General features: G+C 46.0%; 19 protein-coding genes and 1 pseudogene. 11 read left to right on the top strand and 9 right to left on the bottom strand.

Annotated elements, in window-relative coordinates; genetic code table 11:
• Positions 1 to 186: 186 nt before the first annotated feature.
• Positions 187 to 1,197, bottom strand: a complete 1,011-nt coding sequence (pspF, locus tag RH89_RS25640; protein ID WP_004408365.1) for a phage shock protein operon transcriptional activator — start codon at positions 1,195 to 1,197, stop codon at positions 187 to 189.
• Positions 1,198 to 1,375: 178 nt separating this feature from the next.
• Between pspF and pspA the strand changes: the two are divergent.
• The 7 genes and pseudogenes from pspA to RH89_RS25675 all read left to right on the top strand — a co-directional run bounded on the left by pspA (position 1,376) and on the right by RH89_RS25675 (position 8,652).
• Positions 1,376 to 2,046 (top strand): annotated as a pseudogene (gene pspA, locus RH89_RS25645) (phage shock protein PspA).
• Positions 2,047 to 2,066: 20 nt separating this feature from the next.
• Positions 2,067 to 2,297: an envelope stress response membrane protein PspB gene (gene pspB, locus RH89_RS25650; RefSeq protein WP_004408366.1), complete on the top strand. Its 231-nt coding sequence runs from the start codon at positions 2,067 to 2,069 to the stop codon at positions 2,295 to 2,297.
• Complete coding sequence (pspC, locus tag RH89_RS25655) at positions 2,294 to 2,683, top strand: envelope stress response membrane protein PspC (RefSeq protein WP_004408368.1); 390 nt, start codon at positions 2,294 to 2,296, stop codon at positions 2,681 to 2,683. Before pspB ends, pspC begins: the two co-directional genes overlap by 4 nt.
• A 132-nt stretch (positions 2,684 to 2,815) precedes the next feature.
• Positions 2,816 to 3,850, top strand: coding sequence for an efflux RND transporter periplasmic adaptor subunit (locus RH89_RS25660; protein ID WP_004408369.1), 1,035 nt, complete (start codon positions 2,816 to 2,818; stop codon positions 3,848 to 3,850).
• A 1-nt stretch (position 3,851) separates the two neighbouring features.
• The gene (locus RH89_RS25665) at positions 3,852 to 4,931 is read left to right on the top strand and encodes an efflux RND transporter periplasmic adaptor subunit (protein WP_004408370.1); all 1,080 of its coding nucleotides are present in this window, start codon (positions 3,852 to 3,854) and stop codon (positions 4,929 to 4,931) included.
• Positions 4,928 to 8,020 (top strand): efflux RND transporter permease subunit, encoded by a 3,093-nt coding sequence (locus RH89_RS25670; RefSeq protein WP_004408371.1) that lies wholly within the window; start codon positions 4,928 to 4,930, stop codon positions 8,018 to 8,020. Before RH89_RS25665 ends, RH89_RS25670 begins: the two co-directional genes overlap by 4 nt.
• A 68-nt stretch (positions 8,021 to 8,088) precedes the next feature.
• Positions 8,089 to 8,652, top strand: coding sequence for a DNA-3-methyladenine glycosylase I (locus tag RH89_RS25675; RefSeq protein WP_004408372.1), 564 nt, complete (start codon positions 8,089 to 8,091; stop codon positions 8,650 to 8,652).
• A 45-nt stretch (positions 8,653 to 8,697) separates the two neighbouring features.
• Here the strand turns inward: RH89_RS25675 and RH89_RS25680 are convergent, their stop codons facing one another.
• A complete protein-coding gene (locus tag RH89_RS25680) occupies positions 8,698 to 9,906 on the bottom strand; it encodes a cystathionine beta-lyase (protein WP_004408373.1) in 1,209 nt (402 codons plus the stop codon).
• 77 nt (positions 9,907 to 9,983) lie between these two features.
• Positions 9,984 to 11,438 (bottom strand): cardiolipin synthase, encoded by a 1,455-nt coding sequence (gene cls / locus RH89_RS25685; protein ID WP_004408374.1) that lies wholly within the window; start codon positions 11,436 to 11,438, stop codon positions 9,984 to 9,986.
• A gap of 399 nt (positions 11,439 to 11,837) precedes the next feature.
• On the opposite strand from cls, the gene RH89_RS25690 reads away from it, so the two are divergent.
• From RH89_RS25690 to RH89_RS25705, 4 genes are all read left to right on the top strand, one after another.
• Entirely contained in the window at positions 11,838 to 13,172 is a 1,335-nt protein-coding gene (locus RH89_RS25690) for a sodium-dependent transporter (RefSeq protein ID WP_004408376.1), read from the top strand.
• Positions 13,173 to 13,417: 245 nt separating this feature from the next.
• Positions 13,418 to 15,037 carry a methyl-accepting chemotaxis protein gene (locus RH89_RS25695; RefSeq protein ID WP_004408378.1) on the top strand — a complete coding sequence of 540 codons (1,620 nt, stop codon included), beginning with the start codon at positions 13,418 to 13,420 and terminating at the stop codon, positions 15,035 to 15,037.
• Positions 15,038 to 15,114: 77 nt separating this feature from the next.
• Entirely contained in the window at positions 15,115 to 15,813 is a 699-nt protein-coding gene (locus tag RH89_RS25700) for a TIGR01621 family pseudouridine synthase (RefSeq protein ID WP_004408379.1), read from the top strand.
• Positions 15,810 to 16,742, top strand: a complete 933-nt coding sequence (locus RH89_RS25705) for a class I SAM-dependent methyltransferase (RefSeq protein ID WP_004408381.1) — start codon at positions 15,810 to 15,812, stop codon at positions 16,740 to 16,742. Before RH89_RS25700 ends, RH89_RS25705 begins: the two co-directional genes overlap by 4 nt.
• Positions 16,743 to 16,763: 21 nt before the next feature.
• On the opposite strand, the gene RH89_RS25710 is transcribed toward RH89_RS25705, so the two are convergent.
• From RH89_RS25710 to RH89_RS25735, 6 genes are all read right to left on the bottom strand, one after another.
• On the bottom strand, positions 16,764 to 18,701 hold the full coding sequence (locus tag RH89_RS25710; RefSeq protein WP_004408382.1) for a tetratricopeptide repeat-containing diguanylate cyclase: 1,938 nt from the start codon (positions 18,699 to 18,701) through the stop codon (positions 16,764 to 16,766).
• 137 nt (positions 18,702 to 18,838) lie between these two features.
• Positions 18,839 to 19,468, bottom strand: coding sequence for a thiamine phosphate synthase (gene thiE, locus RH89_RS25715; protein ID WP_004408383.1), 630 nt, complete (start codon positions 19,466 to 19,468; stop codon positions 18,839 to 18,841).
• A gap of 71 nt (positions 19,469 to 19,539) precedes the next feature.
• Positions 19,540 to 20,325 (bottom strand): hydroxyethylthiazole kinase, encoded by a 786-nt coding sequence (thiM, locus tag RH89_RS25720; RefSeq protein WP_004408384.1) that lies wholly within the window; start codon positions 20,323 to 20,325, stop codon positions 19,540 to 19,542.
• Complete coding sequence (gene tenA, locus RH89_RS25725; RefSeq protein WP_004408385.1) at positions 20,322 to 20,999, bottom strand: thiaminase II; 678 nt, start codon at positions 20,997 to 20,999, stop codon at positions 20,322 to 20,324. The genes thiM and tenA overlap by 4 nt, the downstream gene beginning before the upstream one ends.
• A gap of 12 nt (positions 21,000 to 21,011) precedes the next feature.
• On the bottom strand, positions 21,012 to 21,959 hold the full coding sequence (locus tag RH89_RS25730) for an ABC transporter substrate-binding protein (protein WP_004408386.1): 948 nt from the start codon (positions 21,957 to 21,959) through the stop codon (positions 21,012 to 21,014).
• Between the two features lie 60 nt (positions 21,960 to 22,019).
• The coding region (locus tag RH89_RS25735; protein WP_004408387.1) for an ABC transporter permease at positions 22,020 to 22,342 on the bottom strand (323 nt) is incomplete at its 5' end.

Below are 22,342 nucleotides of genomic sequence, written 5' to 3' on the forward strand. Positions count from 1 at the left end.
CGCACTGGCAACGGTAAAAGAGAAATGTAGGAACGATTTCATACAAACGAGAATTCTGGCACTTAACGAGGTAATAATGTAATTACTCACCAATACCTCTCGATCCGGCTAATCTAACATTTTTTATTTGTCAGACCAAACAATTAGTCTGAATCCAAAGGGGCAAATGAGAATCATCGCACAGGATTATTCTGCTTGCTGACCCACAAGATTGTACTTTCTCAGCATTCCCCTTAATTGATGGTAGCTCAAGCCCAGCATTTTCGCCGCTTGTCTTTGATTATGTTTGGATTCATGGAGCACTTTGTTCAACAAAATTAAGTCCTGCTCTTCCTGCCATTTCTTGTAGTCGATAGGGAATTGAATATCGGCAGCGGAGGGGGCACTGTTTTCAGTAGATTCAGTTATGTCTGAATGGGTTTCAGACCAGTCGTTGCCAAAAGGATTGAAGACCAATTCATCGATAGGCTCTTCACCGGCGCCTTGTTGATATACCGCTCTCTCAATAACATTTTTAAGCTCTCGAACATTGCCTGGCCATTGGTATTCAAGGAGCGAACCAACAGCATTGGTCGTAAAGCCTACGAACATAGGCAGAGATAATTCCCGGCACATCTTAATGGCATAGTGCTCCGCCAGAAGCAGAATATCTTCTTTCCGTTGGCGTAAAGGTGGAATATGAACAACATCAAATGCCAATCTGTCGAGCAAGTCGGCTCTGAATTCGCCATTGTCTGCCATTTCTGGCAGGTTGGCATTGGTTGCACAAATCAACCTTACATTAGCAGAGAGTGTCCGGGTGCCGCCGACCCGCTCGTATTCGCCGTATTCAATAACCCGAAGCAGTTTTTCCTGAACGGAAAGGGGGGCTGTGGCCAGTTCATCCATAAACAGGGAACCGCCTTCCGCACGCTCAAATCGACCTTGATGTTTGCCTTTGGAACCCGTGAAAGATCCCGCTTCGTGACCGAACAGCTCGGAATCTATCAAACCTTCGCTTAAAGTGGAGCAGTTCATGGATACTAAAGGCTGATCCCAGCGTCTGGAAAGGTAATGTAAGCGCTGAGCAATCAACTCTTTACCCGTTCCTCGTTCACCGAGTACCAGTACAGGTCTTTCAATTGGAGCAAGGTGCGATACTTTGTCCAGAACGGATAAAAAGGAAGGGGATTCACCGATGAGATTCTGCTGCTTCACGAGATTTTCCTTAGGTGTGGTAAATTTTACCAAGTGTTGGTGTGAATTATCATAGCATACTCAGTATAAAAAATGATTGCCAGCTAACTTGTTGTATTTAAAATAAATAAAAGTTGGCACGTATTGTGTATTAAAGAAACCATACCAAGTTGAACAGTCACATAACAGGAGATCAATTATGGGTATTTTCTCTCGCTTTGCGGACATCGTGAATTCAAACATCAGCGCACTTCTGGATAAAGCTGAAGATCCTGAAAAAATGATTCGACTGATCATTCAGGAAATGGAAGACACATTAGTAGAGGTTCGCACTAACTCTGCTCGTGCTATCGCAGACAAAAAGAACTGGCTCGCCGTGTTGAATCGGTAGAGCGTCAAATTTCAGAGTGGCAAGAAAAAGCAACTCTGGCACTGACTAAACAACGTGAAGACTTGGCTCGTTCAGCGCTGATTGAGAAACAAAAGCTGGAAGAAATGGTGGCTGGTCTTCATACAGAACAGACGCTGGTTGAAGAAACCATCGAGAAACTGACTGGCGAAATCGGCAAGCTTGAGGCGAAAATCAACGAAACACGCGCTAAGCAACAAGCGTTGGTGATTCGTCGTCAGGCTGCGGGTAACCGCCGAGACGTGCAAAAGCACCTGCACACCAGCCGCACTGCTGAGGCGATGTCAAAGTTCGAGCAATACGAGCGTAAAATTGACGAACTGGAAGCCGAAGCCGATACCTACACCTCAACAGGCCGTTCACTCGATCAAGAGTTCGCAGAACTTCAAGCTCAGGACGAGATTGAAAAAGAGCTCGCAAAATTGAAAGAGCAAATGGGTCAGAATAAAGAAGACAAGTAATTCACTAACGGAGTCTCTGTATGTCAGCAGCGTTTATCACCGCCCCACTGATTGTATTTCTAATCTTTGTGGCACCAATATGGCTAGTGCTGCACTACCGCAGCAAACGAAAAACGGCGCAAGGATTGTCAGACGAAGACTTTGAGAAACTGCAATCCCTAACGCGTCAGGCAGAAGCGATGCAGCAAAGAGTCCAGACACTGGAACGCATTCTGGATGCTGAATCGCCAAACTGGAGGCAAAATCTATGAGTAGACAGAGCCTGTATAAAGACCCTGAAAATGGAAAGCTAGCCGGCGTTTGCGCCGGTGTAGCTCAGTACTTTGGCGCAGAAACCTGGTTGGTCAGAATCTTAGTTGTTTCCGCCGCGCTATTAGGTTTCGGATTCTTTGTTGTACTGGCTTACATCGCAATGGCTTTGATGTTAGATAAGAAGCCAGTGCTTATTGAGCAAAAGAAGACATCGCAGTTCGAGCACAAAGTGAAGAGTAAACCTTGGCAATCTGGCGGTACACCGTCTCAGGTGATTCATAACATTGATAGAGAATTATCTGAGCTCGAATCATCTCTTCAAAAAATGGAAGCGTATGTCACGTCAGACGCTTTCAAAGTCAACAGAGAGTTCAAGAATCTCTGATGTCAGCCAGATGTATGAATGAGTTCTGAAACAAGAAGTTAGATTTCATACATTTATCTTATTTTTAAACTGGAACGCATATCCGTTTTCATCTATGTTATTACCAAGTTTCGAAACATGGATGAACACGCTATGCGTTTCAAATTTCATTTTCTCGCGCTATCCGTAGCAACTCTGGCTGGATGCGGACGTGAGTTACCTCCTGTTCCAGAACCAGAATCCCGACCAGCAAAACTTCTTACTATCTCCCTTAGTCAACAACAACTCGTTCGAGAATTTCCTGCGACGTCTGAAGCAGGCGATAAAGCCGTATTGGCATTTCGAGTTCCAGGTCAATTGCAGACTATTCCAGCTTTTGCCAGTCAGCGTGTAAATAAAGGCGATGTACTGGCTACACTCAATCCTGATGAATATCAGCAGCTTTTAAAGCAGGCACAAGCCAATTTTAAGCTTGCTGAAGTGCAATATTTGCGTTTTAAAAAACTGCGTAAAGACAAAGTTGTTTCTGAGCAGGATTTCGATAAAGCGGCAGCTAATCATAAAACCGCACTTGCTAGCCTTGATCAGGCTAAAGCGAACGTTTCGTATGCCACGCTTCGTGCGCCTTACAATGGAACCATTTCGATCGTTAATGCCAACAATTTTGAATTCGTCGCTGCTCAGCAGGGCGTGATGAACATTCAAACTGACCAGATTCTGAAAGTGGTTTTCCAACTGCCTGAACACCTTTTCAGGCGTTTCACCATTGGTGATGTGGTATCGGCCGAAATGAAATTTGATACCTACCACGATCGTTCTTTCCCGCTGACTTTTCAGGAAATAGATACTGAAGCCGATCCTAAAACCAACAGCTATAAAGTGACCATGGTAATGGAAAGACCGGATGATGTCGGTTTGCTTCCGGGGATGTCGGGCGTTGTTCGGGTAGAAATCCCAGAAGGTCGAGTAACCACCATTCCGCCAACGGCCATCTCTGATGAAAATGGTTCAACCATGGTGTGGAAAAGGAAAGAAGATGGCAGCGTCGAACCCGTTCAGGTCGAGCTAGATGACAGTTACAAAATTGTGAGTGGGCTAGAGAACGGCGATCAAATCGTTATCTCAGGTATTTCCGGATTAAAAGAGGGCATGAAAGTGCGTGAATGGATCAAGGAGCGAGGACTGTAAAATGAATTTGAAAGTACCATTAACGCTTCTAACTGCATCCGTTCTTTTTGGGTGTGGTCAGGTTGACGTTACACCAGACAAACCTTTACCGAAAGTAAAGGCAATTGAGCTTGGCGAGAAGCTGCAACAAGACCAGATGTTCTTCCCAGCCGTTGCCGAAGCCGCGGATAAATCAGCTCTGAGTTTTCGTGTGTCTGGCGAAATCAGCAAACTTGTTGTGAAAGAAGGTGACAAGGTGAAGAAAGGTCAGTTGATCGCTCAACTCGACCCGACGGATTACCAGCTCAAAGTGAACAACGCTCAGGCTAAGTATTCTGTTGCCGATAGCCAGTATCGACGCTCGGAGCCTTTGGTGAAAAAAGGGTTGTTAGCCCAGTCTCAATTCGACGAACTTGCAGCACAGCGTCAAATCGCCTTAGCCGAGCTGGAGCTGGCAAAACTTCATTTGTCCTTTACTCTGCTAAAAGCTCCAATCTCCGGTGTGATTTCGCGTGTGGCGGTTGATCAATTTGAAAACATTCAGGTAGGTCAGCAGATTGTGAACATTCACAGCCTTGATCAGGTGGATGTACTCATCCAAATTCCAGATCGTCTGTTCGTTGAACAACCCAAAGATATGGATGTAACCAAAATTGAGGTCATGGTTCGGGTCAAAGAAGGGGTGGAGTACCCGGCGGCAATAAAGGAATACACCACAGAGCCTGACCCTAAAACCGCGACTTACAACGTTACGTTAACCATGCCAATGCCAGATGACAGCATTATCCTTGATGGCATGGCCGTTGAAGTGGCTGCTCAGGGCAAAAACACCGGGCTTACTCTGAAGCGTGGTATCAGCGTACCCGTGGAAGCCATATTTAATGCCGATGGTGATGAGCTATCTCGTGACAATAAGTATGTCTGGGTACTCGGTGAAAATGATGAAGTTCGAAAGACGAAAGTTGAGACTGGTAAAGTCAACTTTGACGAAATTCAAATTGTGAATGGCCTTGAGCAGGGGCAGCAGATAGTGATTGCTGGTGTTGCTCGATTACGAGATGGCATGAAAGTAGAAGTGATTAGTCAGGAGGCAGGCAAATGAGTGAAACGAATCAGCCTGTAAGCCCTGAAGAAAAAGGCGTAGCAGCATACTTTATCAAAAACCGTGTGATCAGCTGGATGGTGTCGCTTATCTTCCTGATTGGTGGTGTATCGGCATTCTTTGGTTTGGGAAGACTGGAAGATCCAGCCTTTACCATCAAAGATGCAATGGTTATCACTTCTTACCCCGGAGCGACACCGCTTCAGGTCGAAGAGGAAGTGACTTATCCCTTAGAAAAGGCAATTCAGCAACTGACCTATGTCGATGAAGTGAACTCTACGTCTTCACGTGGTTTGTCACAAATTAGCGTGACCATGAAAAGTAACTATGGTCCGGATGATTTGCCGCAGATCTGGGATGAACTTCGCCGAAAAGTAAACGATATTCAGACCCAGCTTCCACCGGGAGTAAATCCGCCTCAGGTCATTGATGATTTTGGCGATGTGTATGGCATCTTGCTCGCGGTTACGGGTGAAGGTTATACCTACAAAGAACTGCTGGATTACGTCGATTATCTTCGACGTGAGCTTGAGTTGGTTGACGGTGTTGGCAAGGTCAATGTTTCCGGTCAGCAACAAGAACAGGTCTTCATTGAAATTTCCATGAAGCGTATGAGCACGCTGGGTATTGCACCTAATACGGTGTTCAACCTGCTATCAACGCAAAACACCGTAAGTGACGCAGGTGCTATCCGGATTGGTGACGAATACATTCGAATTCAGCCAACTGGGGAATTTGAAAACGTTGATAAGTTAGGCGATTTGATTCTCACCGAAGGTGGTGCTCAAGGGCTTATCTTCTTACGTGATGTAGCGGAAATTAAACGTGGCTATATCGATGTTCCGAAGAATATCATTACCTATAACGGTCACTTAGCGCTAAACCTTGGGGTTTCGTTTAGTCAGGGTGTTAACGTGGTGGAAGTGGGCGAACGTTTTGATCGTCGTCTTGCGGAATTAAAATTCCAGCAACCAGTGGGCATTGAGATTTCCGAAATTTACAGTCAGCCGAAAGAAGTAGATAAGTCCGTCAGCGGATTTGTGGTAAGTCTTGGACAGGCTGTTGCCATTGTTATCATCGTGCTTCTGTTCTTTATGGGGTTACGCTCAGGGCTGTTGATTGGTCTGATCCTGTTGCTGACAGTACTTGGTACATTCATCTTCATGCAATACTTCGCCATTGACCTGCAACGCATCTCGTTAGGTGCATTGGTTATTGCTTTGGGTATGCTGGTGGATAATGCCATCGTCGTGGTAGAAGGGATACTCATAGGGACACAGCGAGGGCGAACGAGGTTGCAAGCGGCAACCGACATTGTCACCCAAACCAAATGGCCATTACTGGGTGCTACGGTGATTGCCGTTACGGCATTTGCGCCTATCGGGCTTTCTGATGACGCGACCGGTGAATACTGTGGAACCTTGTTTACCGTTCTTCTTATCTCACTGATGTTGAGCTGGTTTACCGCTATTTCTCTGACTCCGTTCTTTGCAAACATCTTCTTCAAAGATCAGAAATCCAAAGGCGATGATGAAAACTCTGACCCATACAACGGTATGGTGTTTGTCCTTTACCGTGGGTTCTTAGAGTTCTGCATGAAGCGCGCTTGGTTAACTGTGATTGTTCTGATTGTGGCTTTGGTGGCGTCGTTGTACGGCTTCACTAAAATCAAGCAGTCTTTCTTCCCATCTTCAACGACGCCAATGTTTATGGTGGATGTATGGATGCCGGAAGGTACTGACATTCGTGCAACCAACACCAAGCTGAAAGTGTTAGCCAACTGGTTAGAAGACAAAGAAGCGGTCGAACACATCACCACTACGGCTGGTCAGGGTCTGCAGCGCTTTATGCTGACCTATGCGCCAGAAAAAGCGTACGCTGCCTACGGTGAAATTACTACACGTGTCCGAAGCTATGAAGAGCTTGAACCTCTGATGGCGGAATTCCGTGACTACATCGAATCCAGCTTCCCTGAAATCAATTACAAACTAAAACGTATTGAGTTGGGACCAGGTGGCGGTGCAAAAATCGAGGCACGTATTGTTGGTTCTGATCCAACCGAACTTCGCCGAATTGCAGCAGAGGTGATTGATGTATTGAACGCCGATAATGGTGCTCATAACATCCGTCATGACTGGCGTGAGCGCACCAAGGTTCTTGAACCTGTGTTCAACGAAAGTCAGGCTCGCCGATACGGAATTACCAAGTCTGATGTCGACGAATTGCTGATGATGTCCTTCTCTGGTAAGAATATCGGTGTTTACCGTGACGGTACGACTCTGATGCCGATTGTCTCCCGTCTTCCAGAAGAAGAACGTGTGGATCTGCGCAACATCGAAGGCATGAAGATATGGAGCCCGGCGCTTGGCGAGTTCATTCCATTGCAACAGGTGACTCTGGGTTACGACATTCGTTGGGAAGACCCACTGATCGTGCGTAAAGACCGCAAGCGCATGCTGACAGTAATGGCTGATCCGGATCCTCTTGGAGAAGAAACGGCTTCAACGTTACAGAACCGTCTGATGGAAAAAATCGAAGCGATAGAAATGCCATCTGGCTACTACCTTGAGTGGGGCGGCGAATATGAATCTTCCCGTGATGCTCAGGAATCTCTGTTCAAAACCATGCCTCTTGGCTACCTGTTCATGTTCCTGATCACCATCTTCCTGTTCAACTCAGTGAAGGAGCCGCTGATTGTCTGGCTGACCGTTCCGTTAGCAGTGATTGGTGTAACCTGTGGTCTGCTGTTATTCGACACGCCGTTTGGCTTCATGGCTCTACTCGGTTTCCTAAGTCTTTCGGGGATGTTGTTGAAAAACGGCATCGTACTGCTTGACCAGATAGAGATAGAAATGAAGTCGGGTAAGGACCCTTATGTCGCAGTTGTTGACGCGGCATTAAGTCGTGTTCGCCCAGTATGCATGGCGGCGATCACGACTATCCTTGGCTTGGTTCCACTACTGCCGGATATTTTCTTCAAGCCCATGGCAGTGACCATCATGTTTGGACTGGGCTTTGCAACTGTACTGACACTTATTGTCGTACCTGTATTGTATCGTCTTTTCCATAAGGTGAAGGTTCACAACTAGGATCAACAGACTCTAAAGAACAAACCCGCCTTCCGGCGGGTTTTTTAAAGCAACAGAAGGAAGAACTTATGTCAGACGCGACATGTGCATGGGCAATGAATCATGAGCTAGAAAGGGAGTATCACGATGCGGAGTGGGGCATTCCTGTTTATGATGACAAAGTTCTTTTTGAATTCATCACTTTAGAAGGAGCTCAGGCTGGACTGAGCTGGATTACCATACTGAAAAAACGCGAAGGCTATCGAGCTGCTTTTGAAGATTATGATATTGAGAAACTGGCGTCTTTTGATGAAGAAAATGTGCCTCATATCATTGAAAACTTCGATGTGGTAAAGCACAAAGGAAAGATAGCCTCTGTTTATAGCAATGCACGCGCAGCCATTGAATTGCAAAAAGAGTATGGCTCACTTTCAAAAGCATTATGGCAGTTTGTCGATGGAAAACCGCTCATCAATAGTTGGAAAACCATGGATCAGGTGCCAGTCTCGACAGAGCAGTCAAAAGCAATGAGTAAATTCTTGAAGAAGAAAGGATTTAAGTTTGTTGGTGAGACCATTTGTTATGCATTTATGCAAGCAGTTGGGATGGTGAATGACCATCTGGTTGATTGCCCGAGATATAATGTGAATTAAAAAGACCCCCAGCGAATTGCTGGGGGTCTTTTTTCTATATTTCGATTATTGGCTTGACGCTTCTTTTTCCAGAATCAGTGCATTGTATCTTTCAAAGCCAGCTTCTAAATCAGCGATCAAATCATCGGTGTCTTCTAAACCAATGTGTAGACGAATGAGCGTACCTTCGAAATTCGGGTTTGAAATTGTTCTCAGGTAATTAAAACTCTTTGGTTCATTGGCAAGGATAAGGCTTTCGAAACCACCCCAGGAGTAACCCATACTGAAGTGTTTCATGCCATCCAGTAAAGCGGTTGTTGCGCGTGGGTAGCTGGTTTTCAGCACAAATGAGAATAAGCCGTTTGCCCCTTTAAAATCACGCTTAAAGAATTCGTGACCCGGGCAGCTTTCCAGAGCAGGATGGCGAACGTGGTCTACTTCTGGTCGTGATGCGAGCCAATTGGCTACTTTAATACTGTTTTCGTGGTGTTGGCGCAAACGAACATCAAGTGTTCGTAGACCACGCAAACCAAGGTAGGCATCGTCAGGAGACACACACTGACCCAGCAGGTAGCTTTGTTCACGAAGCTGATCCCAGTATTTTTCAGTTGCCACAGCTGTACCCAACATGACATCTGAGTGCCCGACAATGTACTTCGTTGCCGCCTGAATGGAAATGTCGACACCATGTTCGAACGGAGAAAGGTTCACACCTGCTCCCCATGTGTTATCGAGCATAACAACGATATCGTGTTCATGAGCAATACGCGAAAGAGTAGGGAGATCCTGCACTTCCATGGTGATGGAACCCGGTGACTCGGTAAAAAGAATCTTTGTATTTGGCTGAATCAGGTCACGAATGCCTTCGCCTACCATTGGATCGTAGTAAGTCGTTTCTACGCCCATCTTTTTAAGCATCACATTACAGAAGTCGCGTGTAGGTTCGTAACAGGTGTCGACCATTAAAATATGATCACCGGATTCGACAAAGGAAAGGATAGAGCTGGTAATAGCCGCTGTGCCACAAGGGTAGAGCGCACAGCCTGCACCACCTTCCACTTCCGTCATTGCTTCCTGAAAGGCGAAATGGGTGTGTGTGCCCCGACGACCATAAAAGAGCGTGTGTTCTTGTCTCTTTGTTGTTGCGTGGTGTTTTTCTGCAACGGTATCAAATACGACGGTTGAAGCACGTTGAACAGGTGGATTAACAACACCGTTTGTCCACTTCTTACTGCGACCAGCAGTGACTAACTTGGTCTGGTATTTCTCAGACATCCTTTTTCCTTGTCCCGATAACTATTTGGTTCTATTTAAACCATTTTACGCGGCATGAGATCAAGAGAAATTTCCCTTTATAGAATTGGGCTGAGCAAGAAGTAAGCACGTTCGAAGATACGATGGATGAAACCGCGTTCCGACCAGGTCGCCGATTCGATTTTGTGTGCGTTCTCAATGTAAGATTCCTGCACCCAATACAGCTCTTTGGTGAAGGCTGCATCGTCAACGGCCAGTGTCACTTCAAAGTTAAGCCACAGGCTCCTCATATCGAGGTTTACGGTGCCTACCAGGCAATGGTGTCGGTCGATGACCACGGATTTGGTATGAAGCAGTCCACCATGAAACTCATATATCTCGATACCAGAGTTCAGCAACTCGCTATAAAACGCTTTAGATGCCCACTTAACCATTATTGAGTCGTTACGATGAGGAATGATGAGCTGAACTTTTACCCCGCGCTGAGCCGTCATCTTGAGGGTTTCCAGCAGTTGTTCACTCGGAACAAAATAAGGCGTGGTAATACGAACGGATTCCTTCGCCTGATTGATAGAGAGTACCATAACCTGCTGAATCAGGTTTTCTGGCATTCCGGGACCAGATGGCACAACCTGAATCGGGTGCAAGCCGTTTTCACGATCAATCGGGCATTGAGGGAACATAGGCAGCTCTCGCGAACCTGTCTCAACTTCCCAATCCCAAGCGTGAATAGCAGAAAGGACGTTTACGGTCGGTCCGGTAATTCGAACCATGACATCTATCCACTGACCGACACCTGCGCCTTGCTTGAAGTGAGCAGGGTCAACCATGTTCATGGATCCGGTGTAGGCAATCTCATCGTCTACAACGATAATTTTTCGGTGTTGCCTGAGATCCAGGCGTCTTAAAAATACCCGCATTGGAGACACGGCAAGAGCCTGCGTCACCTCAATGCCAACATTTTCCATCATCTCTTTCCAATGACTTTTGAAGAAACGATGGCTGCCTGCTGAGTCCAGAAGCAGCTGCACCTTAACGCCGCGTTTTGCTGCCTGAATCAAAGCAGAGGCAACAGAGTCTGCCAAACCCCCGGGGTGCCAGATGTAAAACTCCATTCTGACGTGGTGTTTGGCGTTTCGAATGTCTTCGATCACCGACTGAAGAATTTTTACAGGTGACGTTTGCAATGAAAGGGTATTGCCACACAAAGCTGGGATACCTGTGCGGTTAGAACACAGATCGTGGATTTGAGAAATCTGACCCTCCATCAACTCGGGAAGATGTGCCTGACAATCATGTAGCTGATTGAACCAGTACTCGTATGGAGAGAACATGCGCTGCGCGCGCTCGGCTCTTTTTCTACCAAGGTTTAATTCCCCAAACAGGAAATAGCACGCTACGCCAAGAATTGGAATGATGTAGATGATCATCAACCAAGCAAGAGAAACACTGACGGCTCTGCGCTTAAGAACCACGCGTATTGTTACCCCGGCCACGAGAACCCAGTAAGCGACCAACCCAAACAGAGCAACAAACTGATAGAACTTTTCCATTTTCCCCAGTAGGTAAGAGCGATAAAGATAGCTTAACTATAAACAACAAGAGCTTAAGAAGAAATGATTGCTGGTCAGATATGGCTATTAAGAATGAGAAATTGGTGGAATAGCCCAAATTTTACCGAATGGCGCTTTATTTTCTAAACAACAATCAAACGTAGCAGGACCTACAGAGTGAAATATGCAGATTTTGGGAAAATGAATGGAGAATTTAACTTGGATTGAGTAAAAAAGCAGCGATCGGTGCTTGTGTTGAGGGTGTTGTTAATAAATTAGGCTGCGCGCGCTTCCAATTTTAATTGCAAACTGTTTTACTTGCCATCATTGAAAAGAAAATAAGAACTAAGTTGTGTGTAAATTATTTTGTACACTCATGTTCAAACCAGGCGGTAATATATGGCAACAACATCACGTGCCCAGTTTTCCTCAAAACTTGGGTTCATCATGGCGGCAGCAGGCAGTGCTGTTGGACTTGGTAATATCTGGGGGTTCCCTACTCAAGCAGCAAGTAATGGTGGTGCAGTATTTCTGATCACTTACTTGATTATGGTATTTGTTCTGGCGTGTCCAATGCTGATAGCAGAGCTCACCATTGGACGATACGGTCAATCCAACCCAATTCAGTCACTTAAATCTGTTTGGCCAAAAGGCAAAATAGGCGCTGCGCTTTTAGGTATTGCAGCAATGACGGCAGTCTCTCTTATCCTCAGTTTTTACGCCATCATTGCGGGTTGGTTATTTGGCGAATTTGCAGGAAGCGCCCTGAAAATTGTCGGAATGAATGAAGCATCTCAGTGGCTGACGAGCTTTGGTGATTCGCGCAACCTTGTTCTCATGGTTATCTTTATGATTGCAACCATGTACGTGGTAAGAAGTGGTGTTGCAGACGGTATTGAGCGCTGGTCAACTCGCCTTATGCCAGTGCTGCTTGTCCTATTCATTGTGATGATTGGATACATCCTGACTCAAGAAGGAGCGTCGGAAGGGTTAGAAATGTACCTGATCCCAGACTTCTCCCACTTTGATTCAGACCTTCTGGTTAGTGCGATGGGACAGGCGTTCTTCTCATTGTCTCTTGGTGTTGCCACTATGATGGTCTATGGCTCTTACCTAAGGAAAGATACCAATATTCCAAAAACGGCGGTTCAGGTTTCTCTGGTCGATACAGGTATTGCAATCTGTGCAGGCTTACTGGTGCTACCTGCAATGTTTGTTGCAAAAAATCACGGCGTTCAAATATTCGATGAAACTGGAGCGCTGCTCAGTTCAGATACTTTGGTGTTCACTGTGTTACCTGCAATGTTCGATACGATGGGCAGCGTAGGCATTGCGGCAAGCATGATGTTTTTTGCCCTGATGATCATTGCGGCGCTTACTTCCTCAATCTCAATGCTTGAGGTACCCGTCGCATGTGCGATAGAAGAATTAAAGCAAACCCGTACTGCTGCCGTTATATGGATAGGTGGAGTAATTACGGTAATTTCAGCGATTATCGTTCTGAATTTCGGCTCACTGTTTGGTTTTGTGGTACAGCTTACGACAGTGTACGCACAGCCGATACTGGGCTTAGTTTGGGCACTACTTGTAGGATGGATTTGGCATAGAAATAAGGTTCTAGAGGAAATTCGTCAGGGCTATCCTGATGTAGAAAATTCTCTGTTCTGGAAAATCTGGCCTCTTTACGTTCGCATAGTGTGCCCAGTACTGATGTTAATGGTCTTCTTCGCGTAGAACTTAACTGATTACTAATAAAACTATTAAAAATTAACACTCCAGCCCTAGTCTCTAGGGCTTTTTTGTGTTTCCATACTAAACGTATGGCATATTGTTGCTTAATAAATGCTAACAAGATTGTAGGAAATCTCCTTTATTTCACCCCTGAGTTGAACTTACAGTATCACTTTTGATACTAGTTCATTTTCTATGAGTTTTTTCAATACCGGTCTCGTTAGCAGACTGGTTCGTGAGGTTGTTGTATGAATTTATCAGTCAAACAAAAATTGGCTGCTGCTTTTGGGAGCATCATTTTGCTGATGGCGATTTCGGTAATCGTTGTCTTTTTTCAGGTGAAATCAGCGCATGAGCTGGAAAACACCATTCGAACTGATGATGTACCTGGTATGGAGCTTTACCTCACACTGATTGATGAGTCAGGCGACATGCAAAGAGATGCGCTACGAGCCATTCTGGGCGATGAATCCGCAAAAGGGGACTTTAAGAAAAACTACGGACAGTTCCAGACTGCTCTTAATAGCCTTGCGCAAATCGAGAGTTCAGCAGAAGCCAAAAACACCGTTCGCCAAATTCGTTCTTACGGTGAAGATTATGCGCGAGAACTGGAGAAGCTATTCAAGCAATCTGGCTCGTCTTTGAGTGCTGATGAAATGAGAGAGCTTTATCAGCAAAAGATGTCTATCGATGCCAGAACTATGGTGCCGATGGAAAAAATGCTTGATCGTGAATCCGCAGCGGAAAAAAGTGATGTTGAGACGGGACTAAATGTTCTGAACTCTGCCCTTTCAACCATGAGCCAGACCATGATTGGTCTATTGGTCGTCGGTTCACTGATTGCCATTGTTATTGCTTACCGTTTGTCGGCGTCTCTGACAAATCGAATTGAGAAACTGGAAGTAGTTGCGAAAAGCATTGCGGAAGGTGACCTGACGTCTGATCAGATTGTTGATAACTCGGGTGATGAGCTGGCCAACCTGGCAAAATCCATTAATGCGATGCAAGATTCACTGAAAACGCTTCTGACCTCTATTTGCGAGGTGAGCGATCAGGTGAACAACGTAACCACGGATTTGTCTGAAGTGACGACGTCTATTTCACATGGTGCTGCAGAGCAGGCTGATAAAGCCAGCCTTATTTCAACAGCGTCTGAAGAACTGACGTTAACCATTGGTGAAGTGGCGCAGCAGAGTGTTGCGACGGCGGAAAGTGCTTCTCAATCGGGCGATGCAGCGGAAAGCGGTCGTGGTGTGATTCTGGAAATGGTTGGCAGCATAGAAAAAGCATCGACACAAATGGCTGAAATGTCGGTAAGTATGCGTGAGCTCAATGATCACGGCGAGCAGATTGGCAGTGTTATCAAGGTGATTGAAGGCATTGCAGAGCAAACCAACTTGCTGGCTTTGAATGCGGCTATCGAAGCGGCGCGTGCAGGTGAATCTGGTCGTGGCTTTGCCGTGGTGGCCGATGAAGTTCGCGCCTTGGCAGAACGTACGACTCAAGCGACTCAAGAAGTATCAGAGATCATTCAGGCGATTCAGCAAGGCACTCAGAAAGTCATGGGTTCAACCTCTGAAAGCGTTGAATTGGTTGAGAAGGGCGTTGAACAAAGTGCTGGAGCAGGTGCGGCGTTGGATCAAATCGTATCCAGTGCAACTCAGGTTCAGGGCATGATTGCTTCGATTGCTACTGCGACAGAAGAGCAAACCGCGGTAACACAGGAAATTGCCAACGACATCAATACCATCAATGATATCTCGGCACGTTCACTGGAGTTGGTCGAACGCAGTTCACATGATGTGAGCGGGCTTACTCAGCGCGTAGACGAGCTTAAAGACTTGGTTTCTAAATTTAAGATCGCGTAAAACCAGTACTAACCTTTATAAACAATGGCTTCTTCTGCATTAGGCGTTATAATTCAGCGCCTGCGAAGGAGCCATTTATGTTTGACATCCTCTTTACTCATCCCGATTTCTACATCATCAATAAACACCAAGGTATCAGCGTTCACAAAGACGAGGGTGATACAGCCTTGCTGACTGAGATATGTAAAGTCACTGGCGATGCTCAGCTCTATCTGATTCATAGATTAGACAAAATGACTTCGGGACTTCTGATTGTAGGACGAGGTTCGCAAGCGGCTCGGGAGTTATCGGAACTGTTTGCTAATCGAAACGTTGAGAAATACTACCTCGCAATTGGTTCTAAAAAGCCAAAAAAGAAGCAGGGTATGGTCATGGGAGATATGGAGCGCTCCAGACGCGCTTCCTGGAAGCTCACTAGCCAAATGTCTAACCCAGCCATTACGCAGTTTTTCTCTCATGCTGGCGAGCCTGGTCAAAGGATCTTCCTTTGCAAACCACATACTGGAAAGACACACCAAATCCGTGTAGCCCTGAAATCGGTCGGCTCTCCCATTCTGGGTGATGACATTTATAACCCCTCATCACACGCAGACAGAGGCTATCTTCACGCCTTTGCGTTAAGGTTTGAACACAAAGGTCAGCCATTTGAGTTCGTCTGTAATCCTATAGACATGAGAGAACTGGGTGAGCATTGGCAAACAGAAGGCGTGCGCAACTCGTTAGAATCCTGGAATAAACCCTGGCAACTGAATTGGCCGGGTGTGAGAACAAAATGAACAAACAAGCATTAGATTTACTTTGGGTCGAGTTAGACTCGGCTCTTTCAAATGTTCCAGACGAAATTCGTCGATTATTTCATGGGCGTGGACGCTGCTGGGAAGGGTTAGAGCAACTCACAGTTGACTGGTTACAGGGGCAGCTCGTTGTTAACTTGTTTAAGCCAGTGGATGAAGAGTTTCTGACTCATCTGAAAAGTGGGCTTATCACGTTTAGCCAGAGTGATACCGCGAAGTCACGTGGCTTATCAACCATTTTGTTGCAACACAGATATCAGGATGGCGCGCCATTTGAAAGTATTCTGGGAGAACCAAATTTAAGACCTGTTGTGATTGAGTCGGGTCTGAAATACCAGCTCGAACTGGGAAAGAATCAAAACTTCGGTCTTTTTCTGGATATGAGAAATGGGCGTGACTGGGTTCGGGAGAGAGCGTGTAACAAGACTGTTCTCAATCTTTTTGCCTACACTTGTGGGTTTTCTGTCGCTGCCATTGAAGGTGGAGCAGATAAAGTAGTCAATGTCGACATGGCGAAATCAAGCCTGAGTCGGGGTAGGGATAATCACAAACTGAACGGACACAACGTTAATTCAGTATCGTTTATGGGGCATGACATTTTTAAGTCGTGGGGGAAAATCAAAAAGAATGGACCCTATGATCTGATCGTAATTGACCCGCCATCGTTTCAGAAAGGCAGTTTTGCCCTGACCAAAGATTACCAAAAGATATTGCGTCGATTACCAAGTCTGCTTACAGACAATGGTGAGGTACTGGCCTGCGTGAATTCACCAAGCGTAACACCTGAATTTTTGATTGATGGAATGAAAGCTGAAGCACCAGAGCTGGCGTTTCAATATCGATTGGAAAATCCACCAGAGTTCAAAGATAAAGATGAAAATGCAAGCCTGAAAGCACTCGTTTTTTCTTAACAGAGTGCCCTCAAAAAGACTTTAATTTGGAAAAATTGCTCGGTTCTTTCCTGAGCGTTTAGCCTCATAAAGATTCTGATCAGCCTTGCGAAAGAAACCATCATCTTGAGCAAGTGAAGCGGGCAGGGCGACCGGACTCACGCCGATAGAGGCGGTAATGTTGAGTGGTCCTGCCTGAGTGTTGAATGCAGTCAGCCCTATGGCATCGAGCATTGCGTCTACGCGAGTGCCAATGTGTTCGTCATCGCGCATCAATACCAAAAACTCTTCCCCTCCCCAGCGAATCAGCATTTCGGTATTTGAAACCAGCTCTTTTAGCCGGCTTGCGGTCTCAACCAGAACTTCATCACCCACGTCGTGACCATACGTATCGTTAACAGATTTGAAATTATCCAAATCAAACAGGGCAATGCGATAGCCAATTTCCCCATCGATTTCCTGACAGGTTTCTAGTTGCTGCGTGTAATAGCGTCGATTGTGCAGTGTGGTCAGTTCGTCGACAAAAGAAAGGCTTTGCAACTCTGCGTTTTTATTCTGTACGTGAGATGTTTTTCTGAATGCGTAGATGATGGTAATAGCGGCAATCAAAATCCAGGTGCAGGCTATTTGGAATCGGAGCTTTTCTTTCGCCAGTTGGGCAGCGGCGAGCTCGTTCTCTATATTAAGCAGCTCTTTTTCCTGACGGATATGCTGGGTGACAAAGGCGTGCTCTAAGTCGTAAACCTGGCTTAGGAGATGAGCTTTATCTTGTTTGTAATATTGCTTGTACATAGCCAAAGCGCGGTCTGTCTCTCCTAAAGCTTCCAGAATGTCGGCTTTCTGCTCATAGGCTTTGATTAACCAGCGTTTATGATTGATCGAAGAAAACGTTGCTATGGAGTCTTCAACCCCATAGAGCGCTTTTTGATATTGGTTTTGCTCCAGAAGCGCTTTTGATTTAATTAGCTGACATTGCCCTTGCTGTATCGGTAATTCAAAGATTTTGGGAGCATCGAGGCATCGGCCAGCGGCTTCTATTGTTTTGTCGTATTGTTTGTTCGCTATATAAAGGAGCGTTTCGCCTTTTATCTGAAGAATGTTGTGCCGATGGCTACTGGTTTTTTCATCGTAATACCTGGAAGCTGCCTCAAACGATTCGCGAAGCTTTTCCAGATTGTTTAGCTGATAGTAAATATAGGCTTCGTTTAAATGAATAACCTGATGCAATGAGTTCAAGTCTCTACCTGGAGGGGTAGGAGCTTTGCGCGCTTTCTCCATGAAGTCCAACGCTTTGTCCCATTTCTCAATATGCAGGTACAGCAAACCCAAATTGTTGTAAAAAGTGCCGAGCAGTTTGTCGTCACCAATTCTTTTTGAGACTTGTATACCTAGTAAGAAATGGCGCTGTGCATCCATCAACTGGTTGTCAGCATTACTTAGGAACCCTGCTGTGTTGTGGGCTTTTGGCAGGAGATAAAGGATGTGCCTTTCCGTTCCGTATTTGATTGCCTCATTGATGAGTTTAGTTGCATCCTGAATCTCGCCTTTACGGGCGAGGTTGGTGCTTTTGTCTATCATCATGACCAGTGTTAACCAAGGCAGGTCTTCAGTTTCTGCTAGCTGGTACAACTTCTGGGTATACTCATTCGCTACTTCTGGTTCATGTTTATCGCTTGCAATGCTTCGCAAGGTAAACAATCGATAGGCATTCTCTGTTGGAGTGAGTGTTGCCTTAGAATTTTTATCGAAAGCAACCATTTCGGCTTGTGCATCTTTTGGTGATGAATCAAGGAGTTTGCGAATCCTTAAAATTTCGCGACCATTCTCAGTATTCGCAAGTGTGTCTTCTGGATTAAATGCTTTGACCTGAGCTCCACGTATGTCTTTGATACTTGGCTCGAACAACACGACATATGCTGTGAGTACGCTCAGGATCACCAGCCCTATACAGGCTAGAAAGAACAACACACTTTTTCTCATTGACCAAGAGCTCCCACAGTTTCAAAGCGGTGAAATGTTACTATGCGAGCTTTACTCTTACAACATTACACACGGTATGTTGGCTTTTTACAGTGTTTTTGGTGATATTGTACGGTAATTGATCAACCTTCATCGGCTTATTGGTTTTGGCATAGCTTGATGCTTTTAAGTAATGATTCGGACGCTGACTTTGGATCTTCCGCCTGACAAATAGCCGAAACTAACGCAATGCCGTTAACACCAGTGCCCAATACGTCCGATAAGTTGGTGTGGTTAATGCCACCAATAGCCACTGTAGGAAAAGGACTGGTGCGGACAGCGTAAGCAAGCCCGTCGATTCCCCATTCACGTTTGATATCCGTTTTGGTTGGCGTTGAGAAAATGGCACTAACACCAAGATAGTCGACAGGAAGGGATTTTGCTTCTTCCAACTGAGCTTCGTTTTCTACTGATAACCCTAAAATTTTATTGTCGCCTATCAATTTTCGTGCGATTTCGGCTGGCATATCCGATTGCCCAAGGTGGACGCCATCCGCATCGACCGCCAGAGCAACGTCAACGCGATCATTGATAATAAGAGGAATATTGGTCCCCTCAAGGATAGATTTGGCGCGAGCTGCACGTTCAATGAATGCTCGAACGTCACCATGCTTTTCTCGAACCTGAATCATGGTCACGCCGCCTTTCGCTGCCTGTTCAACCACATGACAGAACGTGTCTAAGTTTTGTCTGTCATCGGTAACCAGATAGAGTGGATATGGGTTCATTGGGTTTCCTTCTTAGGTAAGTTGTCTTTGTGTGGCTCAAACAAAAACGCTGCTCGAAGCAGCGTTTGTTTTTAGGAGATATTCAGGCGTTCAGCCAGAACTTTCTCATCTAACAGATAGAGTACATCAAGCAGCTCCAACTGAAGGCTGCCAGGGCCTTTCGCTTGTTCTGCCGCTATTTCACCAGCTACGCCTAATACCGCCGCTGCTGCAACACCACTGTTGTCACCAACGGCAGCAAATGCGCCCGTAAGCGCACTCAAAGTGCACCCCATTCCGGTCACATAAGGCATCATTTCATGCCCGTTTAACAGCGACATTACTTGATCTGCACTTACGATGTAATCGGTAGCCCCGGATACCACCACTGAACATTGGTACTCTTCAGAAAGGAACTTTGCTGCCCCTAAAGCTGCATCACTGCTGTCTAGCGCATCGACGCCTTTGCTCTGCGCCTGTTCACCAGCCAGCGCGATGATTTCAGAAGCATTACCACGGATGATCAGTCTATCGGCTGCTTTGGCAATATCTCTGGAGGCTTTAGTTCGAATGGCACTTGCACCACATCCTACTGGGTCTAGCACGACAGGCTTGCCATTTTTGTTTGCTTGCTCAACCGCAAACTCCATTCTAGGCAACCACTGAGAATCCAGCGTACCAATGTTGATGACAAGCGCGCCTGCAAAACTCATCATTTCAGCCATCTCTTTACGCGAGTGCGCCATAATAGGCGAAGCGCCCACAGAAAGCAGTGCGTTTGCCGTATTGTTCATCACCACGTAGTTGGTGACATTGACGACAAGCGGTTTGTTTTCTCTGACTTTGGTGAGCAGTTCAGCAATAGATTGCTTGTTCATACTTTACCTTCCTTGATAGCATTCAGTCCCTGTTGCCAGAATGCGACTTCCATTCGTGTTGCGGTTCTGAAAACGTCGATAATGTGCTTGCCTCGTGGGCTGTTAAGTTCCACTTCAGCCAACAGTTTGTCGATGGTTTTCACGCCTTGTGCCACGCTTTGCTGAAACTCTTCGCCGCCGTAAAGCTTAATCCAGCTTGCGTAAGGGTTACCTTCTAGCTTGGTGTTCGGGTCATTCAGGAGCTGTTTGCCGATTTCCGCATAGCCGATAGAGCAAGGAGCCAATGCGGAATAAAGATCGACCAGATCGCCCATCATGCCAGCATCGAGAACGTATCGGGTGTAAGCCACTGTACCGAAGTCTTCCGGTTCAGCTTCCAGATCCGCTTCTGTTAATCCCCAGTTCTGACAGTATTCCACGTGGTGAGCGATTTCAGAATCCAGAAGGGCATGAACACTAGGCAGTGCATCACGCATGTCTTCCAGCGTTTTCGCTTTGTATATCGCAAGCGCGTAAGCGCGGGCGTAGTGTTTTAAGAACAGAAAATCTTGCTTCAGATAATGAAGATAGCAAGGCTGTTCGAGTGACCCGTCTGCCAACTGCTTTACAAACTCATGCTGAGTGTAGTCTTCCCAGTCACTTCGGCACGCATTAATGAGATCTTGATGATTCATAGTAAGCCTCGATCAGTTGAAGTTTGGAATGTAATCCACTGCTTTTGGTAGTGTCTCAATGATCTTCTGGTCGTACATGAACTGAGCGTAATCGTCATAACGTTTGTGGTCGACGGCTGAAGGACGAAGTGCAAAACGGGTCAGAGTATCGTTCCAAGCGCGTTTGTTTAGCTCGTTGTTTAGGGTGTCTGGCGAGTAGGCAACAAACTCTTTCCATGACTGCTGAGGGTGGTTAACGATGTAGGTTGTCGCTTTTTCGAGAGCGCGATTAAACGCTTTGATGGCTTCTTTGTCGTGTGTTTTGGCGTTAGCAACGAATACCAGTTCGTCGTAAGTAGGTACGCCATGCTCTTCCGGGAAGAAAGCTTTTGCATCGTAACCTTCAAGAGCCAGCTGGTTGCTTTCGAAGTTACGGAAACCACCCCAGATAGCGTCGACTTTGCCAGAAGCCAGTGATGATGACAGCGCCCAGCCAACATTGATGATTTCTACGTCTTTGTAGTCAACGTTGTGAGTGTTCAGCATGGTGCCAATGGTAGCTTCTTCATTACCCGCGATAGCAATACCAATTTTTTTGCCTTTAAGCTCAGACAGGTTGTTTACCTTGCCTTTCAGAACCGTCAGCGTATTCAGTGGTGTTGCAACCAGTGTTGCTGAGCGAATCAGTGGCAAGCCGGCAGCAACGTCAATGGTCAGGTTTGGCTGGTAAGAAATCGCCAGGTCAACTTTGTTAGCCGCAACCAGCTTTGGTGGTGTGCTTGGGTCAGCAGGTTCCTGAACGTTCACCGTAATGCCTTCTTCCTTAAAGTAACCACGCTCTTTAGCGATGACGATAGGACCGTGGTTCGGGTTAACGAACCAGTCCAGCATCAGAGTCAGTTTCTTTTCTTCTGCAGTTACATTAAAAGTAACCGCAGAGGCAGCAAGTGCAATAGCACTGAAAATGGTCTTCTTTTTCACAATATTTTCCTTTTTAAATCGCTGAATGACTCTTAAAAATCATTCTTATTGAAAGTTTGATTATTTTTCCCAAGGGATAAGTCTTTTAAGTGCTTCGTCTGCTGCAAAATACAGCGACACAGACAAAGCGGATAAAATAAAGAGTGCCGCGAACATTTCGTCGATCATCATGCGGGCATTCGCCTGTAACATCAGATACCCAAGCCCTTCGCTTGAGCCTACCCATTCGCCGCAAACTGCCCCAATCGGAGCCACGACAACCGCAACTCGGATTCCTGAAGCCAGAGTCGGTAGCGAAGCGGGTAGTTGAATATGACGAAGGGTTTCCCATTTCGATGCACCCATGGTTTTCGCCAGATCCAGATAGCCTGTTGGGGTGTTGC

The organism is Vibrio nigripulchritudo ATCC 27043 (assembly GCF_000222685.1).
GTDB classification, from domain to species: domain Bacteria; phylum Pseudomonadota; class Gammaproteobacteria; order Enterobacterales; family Vibrionaceae; genus Vibrio; species Vibrio nigripulchritudo.